Annotated in this window: 15 protein-coding genes and 1 pseudogene; 9 read left to right on the top strand and 7 right to left on the bottom strand. The window is 68.9% G+C overall.

Translation table 11 applies throughout. The features are described from left to right. Positions 1 to 150 precede the first annotated feature (150 nt). Both ACN20J_RS02605 and ACN20J_RS02610 read right to left on the bottom strand, forming a co-directional pair. Positions 151 to 1,026 (bottom strand): LLM class flavin-dependent oxidoreductase, encoded by an 876-nt coding sequence (locus ACN20J_RS02605; protein WP_419665071.1) that lies wholly within the window; start codon positions 1,024 to 1,026, stop codon positions 151 to 153. A gap of 74 nt (positions 1,027 to 1,100) precedes the next feature. Beyond that, positions 1,101 to 1,628 (bottom strand): MarR family winged helix-turn-helix transcriptional regulator, encoded by a 528-nt coding sequence (locus tag ACN20J_RS02610; protein WP_419665072.1) that lies wholly within the window; start codon positions 1,626 to 1,628, stop codon positions 1,101 to 1,103. A 94-nt stretch (positions 1,629 to 1,722) separates the two neighbouring features. On the opposite strand from ACN20J_RS02610, the gene ACN20J_RS02615 reads away from it, so the two are divergent. Both ACN20J_RS02615 and ACN20J_RS02620 read left to right on the top strand, forming a co-directional pair. Further along, the gene (locus tag ACN20J_RS02615) at positions 1,723 to 2,631 is read left to right on the top strand and encodes a CE1758 family FMN-dependent luciferase-like monooxygenase (RefSeq protein WP_419665073.1); all 909 of its coding nucleotides are present in this window, start codon (positions 1,723 to 1,725) and stop codon (positions 2,629 to 2,631) included. Next, positions 2,628 to 3,275, top strand: a complete 648-nt coding sequence (locus ACN20J_RS02620; RefSeq protein ID WP_419665074.1) for an FMN reductase — start codon at positions 2,628 to 2,630, stop codon at positions 3,273 to 3,275. Before ACN20J_RS02615 ends, ACN20J_RS02620 begins: the two co-directional genes overlap by 4 nt. A 59-nt stretch (positions 3,276 to 3,334) precedes the next feature. Here the strand turns inward: ACN20J_RS02620 and ACN20J_RS02625 are convergent, their stop codons facing one another. After that, the gene (locus ACN20J_RS02625; protein WP_419665075.1) at positions 3,335 to 3,973 is read right to left on the bottom strand and encodes a M15 family metallopeptidase; all 639 of its coding nucleotides are present in this window, start codon (positions 3,971 to 3,973) and stop codon (positions 3,335 to 3,337) included. 351 nt (positions 3,974 to 4,324) lie between these two features. Between ACN20J_RS02625 and ACN20J_RS02630 the strand changes: the two genes are divergently transcribed. The 7 genes from ACN20J_RS02630 (at position 4,325) to ACN20J_RS02660 (ending at position 10,872) form a co-directional block, all read left to right on the top strand. Next, complete coding sequence (locus tag ACN20J_RS02630; protein ID WP_419665076.1) at positions 4,325 to 5,035, top strand: hypothetical protein; 711 nt, start codon at positions 4,325 to 4,327, stop codon at positions 5,033 to 5,035. Positions 5,036 to 5,245: 210 nt separating this feature from the next. After that, complete coding sequence (locus ACN20J_RS02635) at positions 5,246 to 6,202, top strand: ATP-binding cassette domain-containing protein (RefSeq protein WP_419665077.1); 957 nt, start codon at positions 5,246 to 5,248, stop codon at positions 6,200 to 6,202. Then, positions 6,199 to 6,999 (top strand): ABC transporter permease, encoded by an 801-nt coding sequence (locus tag ACN20J_RS02640; protein WP_419665078.1) that lies wholly within the window; start codon positions 6,199 to 6,201, stop codon positions 6,997 to 6,999. Before ACN20J_RS02635 ends, ACN20J_RS02640 begins: the two co-directional genes overlap by 4 nt. Positions 7,000 to 7,011: 12 nt before the next feature. Next, positions 7,012 to 7,797, top strand: coding sequence for a MerR family transcriptional regulator (locus ACN20J_RS02645; protein ID WP_419665079.1), 786 nt, complete (start codon positions 7,012 to 7,014; stop codon positions 7,795 to 7,797). Between the two features lie 233 nt (positions 7,798 to 8,030). Beyond that, positions 8,031 to 8,327 carry a hypothetical protein gene (locus ACN20J_RS02650; RefSeq protein ID WP_189844306.1) on the top strand — a complete coding sequence of 99 codons (297 nt, stop codon included), beginning with the start codon at positions 8,031 to 8,033 and terminating at the stop codon, positions 8,325 to 8,327. A gap of 321 nt (positions 8,328 to 8,648) precedes the next feature. After that, positions 8,649 to 9,083, top strand: a complete 435-nt coding sequence (locus ACN20J_RS02655; protein WP_419665080.1) for a VOC family protein — start codon at positions 8,649 to 8,651, stop codon at positions 9,081 to 9,083. Positions 9,084 to 9,666: 583 nt separating this feature from the next. Further along, the gene (locus ACN20J_RS02660) at positions 9,667 to 10,872 is read left to right on the top strand and encodes an MFS transporter (protein WP_419668817.1); all 1,206 of its coding nucleotides are present in this window, start codon (positions 9,667 to 9,669) and stop codon (positions 10,870 to 10,872) included. 18 nt (positions 10,873 to 10,890) lie between these two features. On the opposite strand, the gene ACN20J_RS02665 is transcribed toward ACN20J_RS02660, so the two are convergent. The 4 genes and pseudogenes from ACN20J_RS02665 to ACN20J_RS02680 all read right to left on the bottom strand — a co-directional run bounded on the left by ACN20J_RS02665 (position 10,891) and on the right by ACN20J_RS02680 (position 16,896). Continuing rightward, positions 10,891 to 12,126: an alpha/beta hydrolase family protein gene (locus tag ACN20J_RS02665; protein ID WP_419665081.1), complete on the bottom strand. Its 1,236-nt coding sequence runs from the start codon at positions 12,124 to 12,126 to the stop codon at positions 10,891 to 10,893. 270 nt (positions 12,127 to 12,396) lie between these two features. After that, positions 12,397 to 12,513 (bottom strand): annotated as a pseudogene (locus ACN20J_RS02670) (deaminase); the annotation flags it as partial. Positions 12,514 to 12,826: 313 nt separating this feature from the next. Next, the gene (locus ACN20J_RS02675) at positions 12,827 to 13,375 is read right to left on the bottom strand and encodes a GNAT family N-acetyltransferase (protein ID WP_189844301.1); all 549 of its coding nucleotides are present in this window, start codon (positions 13,373 to 13,375) and stop codon (positions 12,827 to 12,829) included. Positions 13,376 to 13,614: 239 nt separating this feature from the next. Continuing rightward, on the bottom strand, positions 13,615 to 16,896 hold the full coding sequence (locus ACN20J_RS02680) for a BTAD domain-containing putative transcriptional regulator (protein ID WP_419665082.1): 3,282 nt from the start codon (positions 16,894 to 16,896) through the stop codon (positions 13,615 to 13,617). Between the last annotated feature and the right edge of the window lie 162 nt (positions 16,897 to 17,058).

A 17,058-nucleotide genomic window follows, 5' to 3' on the forward strand; every position in this document is an offset into this window, starting at 1 on the left:
CCCGGCTCGACAATGCGATTCGCCGGTTCGACGCAGGGTTCAGATCCGGGATCATAAGGACATGGCCGTGGAACCGTCGCATCGCGACCTCCGCCATCACCCATCAGTTCCCGCCCCGCGCCTCCCCTTCCTTCATCCGGCCGGCTTCCTTCATCCGGCCAGCGCAGCCCGCACCGCCGGCACGACCTCCAGCGCGAACAGGGTCAGCTGGCGCAGATGGTCGGCATCGGGCCAGTAGACGAAGCCGTTCATCCCGTACTCGCGTACGAGGGAGACGAGTTGGTCAGCCCACTGCCGCACGTCGCCCTGGAACGGCACGGCGGACTCGACGGGGCTGATGAGTCCGTTGAGGTTGTAGATCTTGCGCAGCGACGCGGGGTCCCGGCCTGCCTCCTGCGCACCCGCGTCGAGACGGGCGACGGCGTCCTTGAGCCGGTCGAGGCCGAGAAATCCGTAGGACGGCATCCAGCCGTCCGCCTTCCGGCCGGTCAGCGCCAGCATGCGGGGGCCGTAGGCGCCGAGCCAGATGCCGAGGTCCGGCGAGGGGGCGGGCCCCGGGTGGACTCCCGCGAGCGAGTAGTGCTCACCCTTGAAGCGCACCGAGCGTTCGCCGCTCCACATCAGCCGGGTGATCTTGATGGCCTCGTCGAGCGCGGCCACGGCCTCCTTGGGTTCCCTGCGCGGTCCGCCCATGGCCTCGATCGCGTCCCAGAAGGCGCCGGTACCGAGGCCGAGCTGGATCCGCCCGGGAGCGAGCACGTCAAGGCTGGCGGCGGACTTCGCGAGCATCGCGGGCGGCCGCAGCGGGAGGTTGGCGACCGTGGGCACGAAGGTGACCTTCTTGGTGGCGCCCGCGAGGTAACTGATCAGCGTCCAGGCGTCGTAGAACCTGGGCTGGTACGGGTGGTCCTGGACCGTGACGAGGTCCAGGCCGGCCTTCTCGACCTGCTGGGTGATCCGGAGGGGCTGCCCCGGGTCCTCCCAGACAGGATCGACGTTGGCTCCGAACAGCACGGGAAGAGACATGGGGGCTCCGCTCACTCGACCATCATCGCCTACTGTACATTGGTCGACCAATGAACGTCCTTCGAGGCGTGCCGTCAGACCGCGGACGTGCCGTCGGTGCCGTCGGTGCCCTCGTCGGCGGCGGCCGATGGCGGGGTCGTCAGGTTCGCCTCGATCCGGGCCAGTACCTGCATGGCCTGGCGGTACTCCGCTTCGGTGAAGCCGGCCACGGTGACCTCTTCCAGGTCGCGCCACGCCTGCCTCACCTGGCCTCGCAGGGCCTGGCCGGCGCGGGTGGCGCTCACGACGATGGCCCGGCGGTCGTTCGCAGCGGGCTTGCGGGTGACGAAGCCGGACTGCTCCAGGCGCTGGAGCATCTTGGTCACGGTCGACGGATCCAGGCCGAGCGTCTTGATCAGATCCGCCTGGCGCTGCTCGCCGCGCTCCCACAGCTGCATCATCAGCAGCTCTTGGCCCGTGTACAGGCCGGTGTCGCGCAGCAGGTTGCCGGCCACGAGCCGGTGCACACGGGCGGCGCGGAACAGGGCTTCGCTCATCGGAGCGTCGGCGACGGTCGGTACGGCCTGCTCTGTCCCCTGTACCGAATCGGATTCCCGCGGCATGGTTGTCGATCCTCCTGGCAGACGTGTCCGCCCCCGGCAGTCCCGGCCGGTGACGCTCACCCACGATTATATTGGTCAGCCAAGTGATTCCACGGTGCGGGCGACGGCCTGTAGCGGGAACTCGTACGGGAGGGACACCCTGTCGACGTCGACCACGCTGATCACCACCAACGACCCGGTGAAGATCGCCGAGGACTACGCGGTGCTCCAGCACCTCTCCGACGGACGCGTGGATCTGATGATGGGCCGAGGCAACACCGGCCCGGTCTATCCCTGGTTCGGCAAGGACGTCCGCCAGGGCATCCCGCTCGCCATAGAGAACTACGCGCTGCTGCACCAGCTGTGGCGCGAGGACGTCGTCGACTGGGAGGGCCGCTTCCGCACCCCGCTCCAGGGGTTCACATCGACCCCGCGCCCCTTGGACGGCATCCCACCCTTCGTCTGGCACGGCTCGGTCCGCAGCCCCGAGATCGCCGAACAGGCCGCCTACTACGGCGACGGCTTCTTCGTGAACAACCTCTTCGGACCCATGAACCACTTCACGAAGCTGATCAACCTCTACCGCGAGCGCTACGCCCACTACGGTCACGGCACCCAGCAGCAGGCGGTCGTCGGGGCCGGTGGCCATGTCTTCCTGCGCAGGAACTCCCAGGACGCGATACGCGAGTACCGCCCCTACTTCGACAACTCCCCCGTCTACGGCGGCGGCCCGTCCATGGAGCAGTACATGGCCCAGACCTCGCTCACCGTCGGCAGCCCGCAGGAGGTCATCGACAAGACGCTGTCCTTCCGCGAGCACTTCGGCGACTACCAGCGCCAGTTGTTCAACATCGACATGGCCGGCCTGCCTCTGAAGACCGTCCTCGAACAGCTCGACCTGCTCGGCGAGGAGGTCCTCCCCGTACTGCGCAAGGAGTTCGGCTCCGTACGTGCCGACGATGTTCCGGAGGCCCCCACCCACGCATCCCGGCTCGCCGCGCGCTCCGAGGAGGCGACCAAGTGAACACGGGCACCGATGAACCGTTGCATCTCGCGGTCGTATCGGCCGGCCTGAGTGTCCCCTCATCCACCCGTCTGCTGGCCGACCGCCTGACCGAGGCAGTCCGCGAGCAACTGGCCGACGTGGGACTCGTTGTCAAGATCCAGATCGTCGAACTGCGCGACCTGGCCGCCGACATCGCCAACAACCTGGTCACCGGCTTCCCCTCGCCCGCCCTCGCGGAAGCCATCGACACGGTCACCTCGGCGGACGGCCTGATCGCCGTCACCCCGGTCTTCTCGGCGTCGTACAGCGGGCTCTTCAAGTCGTTCTTCGACGTCATCGACAACGACGCCCTCACGGGCAAGGCCGTGCTGGCCGCGGCGACCGGCGGAACTGCACGGCACTCGCTCGCCCTGGAGCACGCGCTGCGCCCGCTCTTCGCCTACCTGCGCGCGATCGTCGTACCGACAGCGGTGTACGCGGCCTCCGAGGACTGGGGCGGCAACGGCGATCCCCTCACCGACACGCTCCCCAACCGGATCGTGCGCGCGGGCGGCGAACTGGCAGGGCTGATGCAGGCGCGCACGGGGGCTGCTGCGCGAACGACCGAGCACACCACCGTCGTACCGTTCGCGCAGCAGTTGGAGGCGCTGCGACCCGCATGAGGCCGCAGCCCATGAGCACCGCTGTGCCGGCCCAACAACCCACTGCCGGTCGCTTCCGGTCACTGCCGCATTCTCGGGTCCTGGGTGGGGTCGGCGTACATGGGCGGGCAACCACGATCGATCGCTTTGGTGCGCAGTTCGTAGTGCCAGGGTTCGTTCTTGTAGATCTGGCACAGCCCGTACGCGGCACCGTGTTCGGACAGCCAAGTCGTCGCATCGGAGGGTCCGAGATCCACCGCGTCCCCCGACACGTGCGGAGATGCCGTCGCAGTGGCCACCCATCGGGCGGCCTCGTCCTCGGATCCGTACTTGGAGACCGCCTCGCGAAGAAGCTGATTCTGGTAATCCGGGGAACGCCAACCGCTGTTGACGTATAACTCGACTCCGTTGTCGGCGGCGTCCGTTGCAGCCTGGCGGAGGGCTTTGAGGAGACCTGGATCGAGGTTGGCCACGGCCGGAGTCTCGTCATCGAATACCGTCACGTCGTCGGGGACGGCGCCATCTGCCTCGCCGAGAGCACCACGGTGTTCCATGCGAAGAGTATTCGAGGGTGATGCTGCCGACGAGGAGGACGAGGACTGCGACACCTGGTAGCCGAGGGCTGTGGTGATCGCCGCTATGACGGCCACCAAGCCGACGACAGAGAGCCGGCGAATCCTGCTGATCGTTTTTCGTGCCGATGGCGGAGAATGATTCATGCTGCCAGTCAAGGCAGCGTGGCGTTGTCAGCACGTATGTCGTTTTTGAGACGCCGACGATATGCGCCGGCTCGTAGCATCAATGTCATCCGTGTGCTGATTGTCGAGGGTGAACTCTTTCTGGCAGAAGTCCTCCGCCGCCCCGCCCAGCCGTTCTTGCGCTGATGTACGAACAACGGCGCCACGCCCCGCCGCGCCGGCGCCGACAGCCGTGGCACGGCCCGGCTGTTCCCCGGCCGACAGCCCGAGCATCCGATGGAACCAGAAACCGATACTCCCCCGGCGATCACCGAAAGTGAGTCCCAACCACGAACTCATGCGCCCCGGCTGACCACCCACTACGTTCCTCACATGGAACGGGCCATCATTCTGAGCAGCCTCGCCGCGAGTGGAACTGACACCGCCCCGCAGCGACTCACCGAACTTGCCGCCGAACTCGATATACCGGCCGCCGACCTCCTCGTTGTCGCAGGCCACCCGGTGCCGGTTGAACTCCTTCCCCCGGAGCGCGACGCCCGGGTCATGAGGCAGTTCGCATACCGCGTCAGCCACTGCGACCACTCGCAGCTCGTCACGCTGGAGGCTTTCGTCCGCTCGCTGCCGCGCGTCGCCGCTCCAGAACCCTTCGTGCCGCCGGTTTGGCCAGGCCGCCGTCCCGCCGAGACCAGGTTTGCCGCAGCCCTCGGCGGGCTGATCCGCAATCGCGGCTTCGGCATCCTCGAACTGCCGTTCATGGGGCTGTCCCTCAGCACGCTGTACGGGATGGTGTGGCGCTGGGACCCGAGTCCGCACCGCCGGCAGCAGCTATCCGCTGTGGCCGGTCCGCTGGGCTGGACCCTGCCTGATCTCTTCGCGGTGGCCGATGAGCCATACCCGGAGGAACTCCGCCCGATGCTCCACTGCCACCACCTCGGGCGGGTCTTCACAGCGGCCGTCCCCCTCACCACAGCTCAGCTGATCGAGACCGCGGAGGAAGCGGATCGACTGAGCGTGCGTGAGGACCAGGGCGTATGGCAGCCCGTCTCGCAGGGCTTTGCCGACGAGTGCCTGGACTTCCCCTGACAGCAAGGGCTGCCTGCCTTGCGGCTGGGCCGACAGGGGCATTGCGCACACAAGGCTGGAAGAGCGCCGACCGCACCGTTCCTGACACATGTCAGGTGGCAGGTGTCAGGTGTCAGGCAACCGAGCGCTCAGTACGCGAGCGGCGTCAGGGGGACGCGGTCGCTGTGGCAGTTGACCCTGACGCAGGGGCAACCTCTCAGCATGGTGGGCATGACTACGAGAACCAGAGCGATCGAGGTCACCGGACTCCGCAAGTCGTACGACGGCCACGAAGTGGTCGCCGGAGTCGACCTGACCGTCCCCGCCGGCTCCGTCTATGCCCTGCTCGGGCCCAACGGGGCCGGCAAGACCACCACCGTCCGGATCCTGTCCACGTTGCTCCCCGCGGACGCCGGTGAAGCCCGGGTCTCCGGGTACGACGTACGCCACGAGGCCGATCAGGTGCGCGCGTCGATCGGGGTGACCGGGCAGTTATCCGCCGTGGACGAGTTGCTGACAGGGCGGGAGAACCTGCGGCTGATGGCCGACCTCGGCCACCTCGACCGGCGCCGCGCGCAGAGTGCGGTCGAGCGGTTGCTGGAGCGGTTCGACCTGGGCGATGCCGCCGACCGGCGCACGGTGACGTACTCCGGCGGTATGAAGCGACGGCTGGACCTGGCCATGACCCTGGTGGCCGGGCCGCGGCTGATCTTTCTCGACGAGCCGACCACCGGCCTCGACCCGCGCAGCAGACGTGAACTGTGGCGGATCGTGCGGGAGTTGGTCGCCGACGGGGTGACCGTCTTCCTCACCACCCAGTACCTCGATGAGGCCGACCAGCTCGCCGACCGGATCGGCGTGCTCGACGAGGGCCGACTGGTCGCCGAGGGCACCGCGGCCGAGCTGAAGCGGCTGATCCCCGGTGGTCGTATCGAACTCCGGGCCCCCGACCGCGAGCGGGTGGCCGACCTGGCGCGCCGGTTGCCCGGAGCGAGCGCGAACGCCGAGACGCTCACCGTGACCCTGCCGCACGACGGCAGCCTCGCCGCATTGCGACGGCTGCTGGACGGGATCGACGACGACGAGGTCACCGGGCTCGCCGTGCGCACCCCGGACCTGGACGACGTGTTCCTCACCCTCACCGGCCACCCCACCACGGACAAGCGTTCCGAGGAGGTGCCGGTATGAGCACCGCCAGGTACGCCGTTCGTGACTCCGCGACCATGTTGCGCCGCAATCTGAAGCACATGGCCCGATACCCGTCGATGACACTGATGTTGATCGGGCAGCCGCTGCTGTTCCTACTGCTGTTCGTCTACGTCTTCGGCGCGACCATGGGCGCCGGCCTGCCAGGAGCCCCGGCAAGGAGCCGTGGCGACTACCTGACGTTCATCACTCCCGGAATACTGGTCATGACGGTGGCCAGCGTGTCCATCGGCACAGCGGTCCTGGTCGCCACCGACATGACCAACGGGATCATCGACCGGTTCCGGACCATGGCCATCGCCAAAGCCTCAGTGCTCAGCGGCCGCGTCCTCGGCTCGATGATCCAGACCGCGCTCGCGCTCGCGGTGATCTTCGGGGTCGCGTTCCTCCTCGGACTGGAGACCGCCGCCTCGGCGCTGCAGTGGTCCGGGCTGGTCGGACTGCTCGTGCTGCTGTCGTTCGCGATGACCTGGTTCACCGTGGCTCTGGGGCTGGCCAGCCCGGACGCGGAGACCGCGAGCAACCTGCCGATGATCTTCGTGCTGCTTCCGTTCGTGGGCAGCGGGTTCGTGCCGGTCGAGTCGATGCCGACCGGGTTGCGGTGGTTCGCCGAGCACCAGCCGTTCACTCCGATCATGGACGCCTTCCGCGGTCTGCTGGCGGGTTCACCGGACGGTTCGGACGTGCTGTCGGCCATCGGCTGGTGTGGGGTGATCGGAGTGGTCGGCTACCTGTGGTCCCGGCATCTCTACCGGTACCGGACGCGAGCCGCGAACTAGGAGACTGGTGCGATGCTGACCATCGGCGAGCTGGCGTCGTACGCCGGAGTGACCGTGCGCGCGGTGAGGCACTACCACGCCAAGGGGCTGCTGCCGGAGCCGGAGCGGGACCACTCGGGCTACCGGAGGTACGGCGCCGGCGCCGTGGTCGAGCTGATCAGGATCCGGACCCTCGCCGAGGCCGGGGTTCCGCTGAAGCGCGTGCGTGAGCTGCTGCAGGCGGACGAGGAGGAGTTCGCCGCGGCGGTCGCGGACATCGACAAGCGGCTGCGGGCGGAGATCCGGGAACGGCAGCGGCACCGCGAGCGGATCGCACGCCTCGCTTCCGGGGACAAGCTGGCGCTGCCCCCGGAGGTGGTCGAGTTCCTCGACCGGCTGCGGGCACTCGGCGTCGACGAGCGGATCGTCCGGGTCGAACGCGACGGCTGGATCCCACTGGCCGCGCACTCGCCCGAGCGGGTCCCGGAGTGGGTGGCACGCAAGCGGGAGCAACTCGCCGACCCGCAACTCGTGGACTTCTATCTCACCCTGGGCCAGGCCCTCGACCGGGCCGGCGACGACCCCCGGCTGGTCGAGTTGGCCGACAAGCTTGCCGCGTACATCACGCGGATGGCCGACGAGCAGGGCGAGGGCTACGTCGGCGATGCCGACATCGAGCCACCGTTCGTCAAGCTGATGGACACGCTCGCGTTCGACACCGCGCCGCCGGCCCGTCGACTGATCGAGCTGCTCAAGGAGCGAGGCTGGACCGGCTGGACCAAGCTCGAGCGCGTGGCCCCCAGGCGGAATCCTGTCTGAACACAGCAGAAGGACTCCGCGGTGCAGCGCTCGCAGCGTGAGCGGTGCCGGCGGGCGAGGTTCAGGTTGCCAACAGCCAGGTGGGCGCCGACTGAATGCACGACTCGGGCACAGGGCCATCGCTGTTGCAATGCCGTCCATGCCCTGTCCGGCTCAGGCCAACGCGCAGGCGGCCCGCCAAGGTGGTCAACTGGCCGAACGAACTCCGTACCTCTTCGCAAGGGAACTCAGCTATGGCGATCGTCGTGGTTCTCGATATGCCCGGGATGACCCAGGACCAGTACGAGCAGAGCGCCGAGAAGGTCTCCGGCCGGCCCGGCCCGGTCAAGAGCCCCGCCGACTGGCCGGTGTCCGGTCTCATCTCGCACACTGCCGCGCCCACCAGCGACGGCTGGCTCGTCGTGGACGTCTGGGAGTCCGAGGAGGCGTTTCAGCAGTTCGGCGAGACCCTCATCCCGATCCTGCGAGAACTCGGCCTCGCGGACGTGCAACCGCAGACCTACCCGGTGTTCAACGTGGTCACCCGTTAGAGGCAGAGCCGTAACTGGGCTTCTGCATGGGGGTGGTTGGTCGGGGTTGGGGCCCTTGGGCGCGGCTCCGGTCCTCACTCGGGAGGGGCGGCGATCTGTTCGCGTTCTTGATCTCGGATGGCGGTTTCGTCGGGCCCTAGGTACTTGAGTCCGGCCTGGTTTACCGTCACCGTTCGGGACTCCAGATTGCTATCTCGCGGAAGCTCTGCGTCGGCTGCTGCCGACACTGTTGACCTCGGAGCTTGGTGATGCGGTTCGTCGCTGCCAAGGGAGGCTGCTGCCCGAGTGATGGGCAACAAAGGCCCCTGCTATGGTGCGCCGATGTCATCGATCAAGAAGTTCCAAGTCACCTTCGACTGCGCAGAACCTGAGCGCGTCGCTCGCTTTTGGTGCGAGGTGTTGGGGTACGTCGCGCCGACGCCACCGGAGGGGTTCGACACTTGGGACGATTTCAACCGCACCCTGCCTCCGGAGGACCGGGGTGCGTGGTTCTCCTGCAGTGATCCCTCAGGTCTGGGCCCACGACTGTTCTTCCAGCGCGTTCCCGAAGGCAAGGTCGCCAAGAATCGGGTGCATCTGGATGTGCGGGCCGGCACCGGGCTCGTGGGTGAAGAGCGCCTGGCCACGCTTGAGGCCGAATGCGCACGACTGATCGCGCTCGGGGCGGTACACGTACTCACGCAGCTTGCCGATGACGAGAACGAGTCATGCATCACGATGCAGGACATCGAGGGCAACGAGTTCTGTCTCGACTGAGCATCCTCCAAAACGGCGTCTTGGGGGCGGCAGGCCCGCCTCCGCGCGTCCAGGGTGTTCTCACGTTCGTCCAAGAGCCCTCGATCTTTGTCCATGGATGAGTCCGGCTCCAGGGGTGAAGGTGGAGCCATGAGTGAACTCACCCTCTGGTACACGGACTTCCTGCTGGACGGGCGGCCGGTGCGGATGCGGCCGAGCCCGTCCAGAGACTCTTGATCACAGGGGTCTCCGTGAGCCTGTAATCCACGCCCAGCGCTACGGACTTCGGGAGCCGCGCGGACGTTGGCAGGGCGGCGGCTGCTGCTGCATGACGAGCCCGCCACAACGGACGTCACGTCGTGCAAGTACGACGCGCCGATCGAGTACAGGCGCCGCACCGAGTGGATCTGCAGCTTCCGGGGGGAATCCCCGCGGTGTGCGCAGACACTTCCCCCGCTTCGAGGAACTGGACGTCGGCTGCGACCCGGCGTGAACTCGGCCTGCCCGTACTCGACTTGAAAGCCTCCGGAAAGGAGACGAAAGGCGGATGAGAGACGGTTCCTCCAGCCCTATCGAGTACAGGACCGTGATCGACCAGCAGCGGATGCCAAGTGGACTTGTGGCGCTGGCACTTGGCGGTTTCGGCATCGGGCTGACCGAGTTCCTGATCGCTGGGCTACTGCCGCAGGTGGCGTCGAGTTTCGCGGTGTCCGAGGCGGCGGCGGGGTGGCTGATCTCCGGGTACGCGTTGAGTGTCGCGGTCGGTGCGATCGCGCTGACCGCGGCGACGGCGCGGCTGCCCCGCAAGGCGGTTCTGGTCGGCCTGGTGGCGTTGTTCGTCGTCGGCAACCTGTTGTCCGCCGTCGCGCCGAGCTATCCGGTGATGCTGCTCGGGCGGATCGTCGCGGCGTTGTGCCACGGTTCGTTCTTCGGTCTCGGCTCGTTGGTCGCTCGCAGTCTGGTCGCGCCGGAGAAGAAGTCCCGCGCGGTGGCGGTCATGTTCGCGGGACTGACGCTCGCGAACGTGCTCGGCGTGCCGTTCGGCGCGCTGGTCGGTGAACGCTGGGGCTGGAGAACGGCCTTCTGGGCGGTCACCGCGATCGGCGTATGCGCGCTGGCGGGAATCGCCGCCCTTGTCCCCGACGGAGCGGGAGAGACGCGATCGCCGACGGTGACACGCCACTCGGACCCGGCACCTGCCGACGGCCTGCGCGCGCAGTTCCGTGCGTTCCGCTCCTGGCAGGTCTGGCTGACCCTGACGGCAACTGCGCTCAGCTACGGCGGGATGTTCGGCGCGTTCAGCTACATCGCCTACACGTTCACCGAGGTCGGCGGCTTCTCCCCCTCGGATGTCGCCTGGCTGTTGATGGTGTACGGCGTCGGTCTCGTCGTCGGGAACCTGGTCGGCGGACGAGCGGCCGACCACGACCGTGACCGCGCCCTGGTCCTTGCCCTGCTCGGGCTTGCCGTCACCCTGGCCGTGTTCGGTCTGCTGGCCGCCAACGCCACCGCGTCGGTGATACTCGTGTTTCTGATGGGGCTGTTCGGGTTCGCCAGCGTGCCGGGCATGATCACTCGCGTCACCGACTTCGCCCATGGGGCGGCGCTGGCCGCCAGCGCCAATGTGTCCGCGTCCAACATCGGCAACGCGCTGGGCGCCTGGCTCGGGGGCCTCGCCATCACCGCGGGTCTCGGCTACACCGCGCCGCTCTACGTCGGCGCCGGCATCGTACTGATCTCCGTCATCGTCATGGCCGTTGCCGCCCGCCAAGCCAAGTCACCCGCGCAGCGGACCGAGCCCTGCATGTGAATGAGGTGGCACAGCCGCTCACCGGACGAAGGTGACATCGGGGAAGCTCGCTGAGGGGCCGTCCAGAACGTGGTCGTTGCGGTCTCGCAGCCAGCGGTCGAAGAATGAGGTGACGCAGGCTCGGATCACCGTGACCGCGCGCGTGGGGTCGATCGTGCCGATGGTCTCTTCGACGATGTCCTGGCCGAGACCGGTCTGGGGCATGACTGCCGCGAGATCGGTGTACGTCTGGTGCCGGGAGCCGTGCAGAGTCAGGTCGCGGCGCCATCCGGTGCTGTGCGACCAGAACGCCGCCCATGACGGCTCGGTTCGCGCGTGGTCGCTCCCTTCACGGCCCATCAGGAGGAAGGGGCGGTCCAGACCGTGGGCGGCGACTGGCGAGAGATTGGTTCCGTTGGGTTCCTGGTTGAACTCCAGGGTGCCGTCCAGGTCGATCCCGGCTCGGATCCTCCGGTCCTCGTACATGGTCTGAGCGGCGGTGAATCCGCCTCCCGACTGGCCGGCCAGGCCGACCCGGTCGGCGTCGAGCACCTCCGACAGCCCGTGCGGCAGCGTGCCGAGCCGATTCACCACGAAGCGGACGTCGTCGACCCTGGCACGCAGCGTCTTCTCCAGCAGGGCGGGAACGGTGCCCTCGCGCTGGGCCCGCGCGAATTCCTCGAACAGCACATCGTTCGTCCTGACCGAGCCGTCGGGAAACTGGACGCCTGGAGACTCGTAGGTGTGGTCGACGGTGACAACGACATAGCCGTGGCTGGCCAGTTCCTCGGCCAGCAGGGTGCCCCAGCTGCGAGGGTCGCCGACACCTGGCGAGTACACCACCACCGGTCGACGCCCGCCGCGTGGGTCCGGGGGCGCCTGATGGCAGGCATGTGTGCGCGTACCCGCCCAGTCCACCGTGCCCGACGGGATGCGATGCGGCTCCAGGGCGTCGAATCGCTCGGCCGCACCGCGCTCCATGTACGGCGCGAGGCGCTGCCCGCGGCGTGGCGCGTGAGCCGGATACCAGACGCTGATCATCAGTTCGCGGTGGGGCGCCGACGGCATCCATGGGTCGGGGCGAGTGCGGTCCGTCAGATGGAGTGAGACCGTGCCGATCCTGCACGGTCCCGTCGGCTCGGGGAGACGGAGCCGGATCGCCGAGCGGCGGGTCGGCCGGGACTGGGCCCGTGCGGCAGGCGTACCCGCCAGCGGCGACAGCGCCAGAGCAGTCGCTGCCAGGAACGTGCGGCGTGGGAGAGAGATGGACGACATGCCGTCCATCCTGGGCAAGACCACCGACGGGGTCACTCGTGCTACCCCCAGCTGCCCTGGTTCGGGTTTCCCCGGGATATGCGCCCTTGCTGTGATCGATGCTCCGCCATGTGGCGCCAGAACGGCCGCCGCCGCTATCGACCTCGCCCGTGCTGTCCGGCCGCGCGCACGATCTCGCCGAGGCCCACACCCACCGGTTCATCCGCTGAAGGGACAGCGGGGACTTCCATCGGGGTCGGCTACCTGACGGGGCGGGATACATGGATGGGCTCAGACATGCAGGGTGGACCGGTAGATGAGCTCCTGGATGTGGTCGTCGAGCGTCCGACTCTCGATCAGGATCAGGTCGAAGTCGGCCGCACCCTGGAAGATCGGGTCAAGCCCGGTCGGGTGACCGCGGCTACGCCCGCGACCTCGTGGTCTGGGCCCGCGACCGCCTCTGACCGAGCCTGCGCATCGTCTCCCCGCCGAAGGGCATCAAGGGCTTCGTCGTGTTGCCTCGCCGTTGGGAAGTCGAGCGCAAGATCGGTTGGTGTATGAACACGCGCTGCAACGCACGCGGCTACGAACGGCTGCCTCAGCGCTCCGAAGCCCATCCGAAGTGGGCACATCACCCATGATGACTCGACGTATCACCCGCAAAAGCCCCCACACCAAACTGGACCAGGAAACGCGGCTCCACTTCGTGAACCAACCGCCTCTATGCCGGCACCACTCCGACGTCTTCAGCACGCCATTCCTCTTCGAGAATGCTGAACGTCAGGGAGTCCCGCCAGCCGTCCCGTATCCATGCCGTGTGTCGAAGGTGCCCCTCATACGCCATGCCGAGCTTGGCCAGCACTCGGGCGGAGCTGAGATTCCGCGGGTCACAGGTGGCGAAGATTCGATGAAGCCCCAACTCACCGAAGCCGCGTGAGAGAAGCTGGCGCCCGATTCCTGTGCCGATGCCTTGCCCCCATACCCGAGGATGCACAATGTAGGAGATCTCGCCCTGACGCTGCATGTGACTGCGGACATGCAGCTCGCCCACACCAACAACGTCGTCCCCGAAGCGCGCCACGTGGGCGAACCTCTGCTGGGGTGTGCTCGACCAAGCCTCGACTGCGGCCTTCACGAAATCGCGTGTCTGGTCCTCAGTGTTTGGCCCCCAAGGCTGGAAGCGACAAGCCTCTGGGAGACAGGCCCATGAGTGAACGGCTTGCCAGTCATCAAACGAGATCTTGTCCAGAACCACCGAGTGCTGACTCATGGGTTGATCTTGTCAACTGGAGTTGGCCTGCGCTACGAGTTCAAGAGCATGTACTGAGCGGGTCTACGTGTCGTCGGCGGGGTGCGTGTGGGACGCGTGCCTCGGCGACGACCGTCCAGCCGTATTGATCGGAGCCGACCCGCGTGACGGCCACCGCAAGCGTCCATGGGTCGCCAAACCGGAGACGCTCAAGGAACAACTGGGCGGGCTGGCGGCGCCCTTCGTCACGCCCAGCTGAATCACTCAGGGTCAAGGTGAGCCGTCCTGCGTTCCAGAGGCAGCCGGGCCGGGTCCACTTCCCTCACAGCGGTCTTCGCGTCCAGATCCCAACCCTTCCCGTACACCGCTGTGAAGGCTTCCTCTCCCAGCGCGGCCCGCCCGCGACGGGTGAGGTCGCGAACCTGGCGGTCGGTGCGGTCGTGGGCGCCGCGGAGCCGGGAGGCGGCGCCGAGCAGGACGGCGGTCTCGTGGTGCCGCCCGTGCGCCTCGGCGAGCGCGGCCGTGTTGACCGCCACCAGCGACAGAATCGGCAGGTCCCGGGTGTCCCGCGCCGCCGCGTACGCCTTCGCCAGTGCCCTCGCCGCACCGGCCAGGTCGCCCGTCTCCAGGCAGAGCGAGGCACGTGCGCTGCCGACCAGCGTCCGCCCGTGGTCACCGGGGAACGTGGTGTCGCCGTGCAGGCCCTGATCGGCCCTGTCGAGCAGCTCCCTCGCCCGGTCCAGGTCCCCGAGCCGCACCCACAGGACCGCCTCCCACGCGTCGACCAGGAGCAGCATCTCCGGCGAGTCCGCGCGCAGCGCCCGTTCCCGGGCCGAGTCGATCATCGCGATCACCAGATCGGTGTCACCGCGCCGCAGGTGCAGGTCGATCCAGCGCAGGTCTCCGAACACCTCGTCGCCGAGGCTGAGCGAGCCGAACTCGCCTGCCAGCGACCGGGCTTCGCGCAGGTCGGCCAGCGCGCCGTCGAGATCGCCGTCGTACTGTCGCAACTGGGCACGCAACGGCAGCACGTTGGCCTGGCCCCAGCGGTCGCCGACCTGCCGGAAACAGACCAGGGCCGCTTCGACGTCGGTGCGCATCCCGTCGAGCTCGCCCGCGTTCTCGGCGAACTGGGCCCGGAACATGCGGGCCAGCCCGGACAGCCACACGTCGTCGCCGTCGGCCAGGCGCTCGACCAGCGCGGGTGTGGTCCGCTCCCCCTGCAGGAACGCCAGCGGGAGCGCGGTCAGCGCGCCGTACGGGCCGGGCAGCTCCGGGTACGCGAGCAGCCGGTCGGCCAGCTCACGCAGCTCGGCCTGGTCGCCCGCGGCCTCCCCGGCGGCCGTGCCGGCCGTCCCCGGCCGAGTGTCGACCCGGTTGAGCAGGTGGATCGCGCGGGCGCAGTCACGGTCGGGCGTCGGCGCGCCGCAGGGCACCGACAGTGCCTCGCCCAGCCAGTAGGCCGCGTCGGATTGCCGGCCGAACATCTGCCAGTACCAGGTCAGGTTCAGGGCGAGGGCGACCGCACCGGTGGCGTCGCCGGTGTCGCATCGCCGGCGCAGGGCGGCGAGCGTGTTGTCGTACTCGGCGCCGATGGCTCGTAGGGCCGTCAGCTGGCCGGGCCCGCGCAACTGCGGGTCGTACCGGGCCATCAGCTCGGCGAAGTGGCCGGCGGCGAGGTCGCGTACGGCGCCGAGGTCGCCCGTGTCGGCCAGGCGGTCGGTGCCGTACTCCCGCAGTGTCTCCAGCATGCGGTAGCGGCCCGGGGCGGGCGAGAGCTGCAGCAGTGAGCGGTCGACCAGGCCGGCGAGCAGTTCGGGGATGTCGGCGGCCTGCACCGCGGTGTCGGCGCAGAGCGCGGTGGCCGAGGAGGGCGTGACGCCGCCGGGCAGGATCGAGACGCGTTCGGCGACCGTACGTTCGTGCTCGCTCAGCAGGTCCCAGCTCCAGGCGATGACCGCGCGCAGTGTGCGGTGCCGGGGCAGAGCGGTGCGGTTGCCGGTGGTGAGCAGCCGGAACCGGTCGGAGAGCCCGTCGGCGAGCTCGGGCAGGGACAGCGTCCGCAGTCGGGCCGCGGCCAGTTCGAGGGCCAGTGGCATGCCGTCGAGGCTGCGGACCACTCTCCGGATCTCGGGCAGGGTCGTCTCGTCGACCTCGAAGCCGGGGCGTACGGCCGCGGCCCGCTCGGTGAACAGGCGTACCGATGCCGCCCGTCGGGCCTGTTCGACGCCGTCGTCCGGGCCGGGCAGAGCGAGCGGGCCGAGCGGCACGAGTGCCTCGCCGTCGACCGCGAGGGGTTCGCGGCTGGTGGCGAGCACGCGCAGCCCGGCGCAGCGGGACAGCAGTGCCGCTACCAGGTGGGCCACGGCGTCGATCAGGTGCTCGCAGTTGTCGACCAGCAACAGGCTCTCCCGGCCGCCGAGTTGGTCGACGAGTACGTCCAGTTCGTCGCCCTCCACTCGTGTCCGGGCCTCGAACATCGCACCGCCGCGCAGCCCGATCCCGGCGAGCAGGGCCGCGCCGACCTTGGCCGGTTCGGTGACCGAGGCGAGGTCGATCATCCAGACACCGTCGCGATACTCGTGGCGGTGGCGGCGGGCGGCCTCGACGGCGAGCCGGGTCTTGCCCGCGCCGCCGGGACCGAGCACGGTGACCAGGCGCCCGGCGGCGAGCAGCGTGTCGATCCGGGTGAGGTCGTCGTCGCGCCCGATGAAACTGGTCAGCGGCGTGGGCAGGTTGCTCGGCCTGGCCTGCCAGGAGTCGGTGTCCAGGGCGGGCCGCTCGGTGCGCAGCAGGCTCAGGTGGCGCTCGCGCAGGGCGGCGCCCGGGTCGGTGCCGAGGTCGTCGGCCAGGGTTTCGCGGACCCGCTCGTACAGGGCAAGGGCCTCGGCCTGGCGCCCCTGGGCGGCGAGCGCGTCCATGAGCAGCGCGGCGGCCCGCTCGTGGACGGGGTGCTCGGCGAGCAGTGCGGTCAGGCGGGTGGCGGCCATGTCGGCACGGCCCAGGGACAGTTCGGCGTCGGCAAGATCCGCGAGTGCCTCGATGGAGGCGTGGGCCAGCCGGGTCGCGGCGGCGGGCGCCACCGCTGCGACGACCGTGGGCTCGGCGCCGGGACGGGTACCGAGATGGTCGCCCCACAGCGCCACGGCCTCACCGAGCACGGACGCCGCGGCGTGCGGGTCCCCGGCGCGCAGGTGGTCACGGCCGGCGGCGGCGAGTTGCTCGAACCGCAGCGCGTCCACGTCGGCCGCGTCCACGTCCAACCGATAGCCGCCCGCTGCCTGCACGACAGCGTCGGCCGAGCCGAGGGCCCTGCGCAGCCGCGAGACGAGGGCCTGCAGCGCGTGGGCGGGGCCGGTCGGCGGGTCCTCGGCCCAGATCGCGTCCACCAGGACGCTCTGCGCGACCGTACGACCGCCGGCGAGCGCCAGCCGCACGGCCAAACCCTGCAACCGCGCGCCGACGACGGGCAGGACGGTGTCACCGCGAGACGCCTGAAAGGCGCCGAGCAGCGTGATGCGAAGCCGCGCATCCCCGTCCATCCCCCGATCTTCGCGTGCGCACGCACCATCCCCAAATCAGGGCAGCAGTGCCTGACTTCTCAGTCCAGGCCGGTACCGGAAGGCGCCCGGACGCGAGTGTCAGCGCGATGCGCCCCCATGTCAGCGCCGTGTGTGCCCCGTGTGAGCGGGCCGCGTCAGTCT

This window comes from Streptomyces sp. 2-1, assembly GCF_048564895.1.
GTDB lineage: Bacteria > Actinomycetota > Actinomycetes > Streptomycetales > Streptomycetaceae > Streptomyces > Streptomyces phaeochromogenes.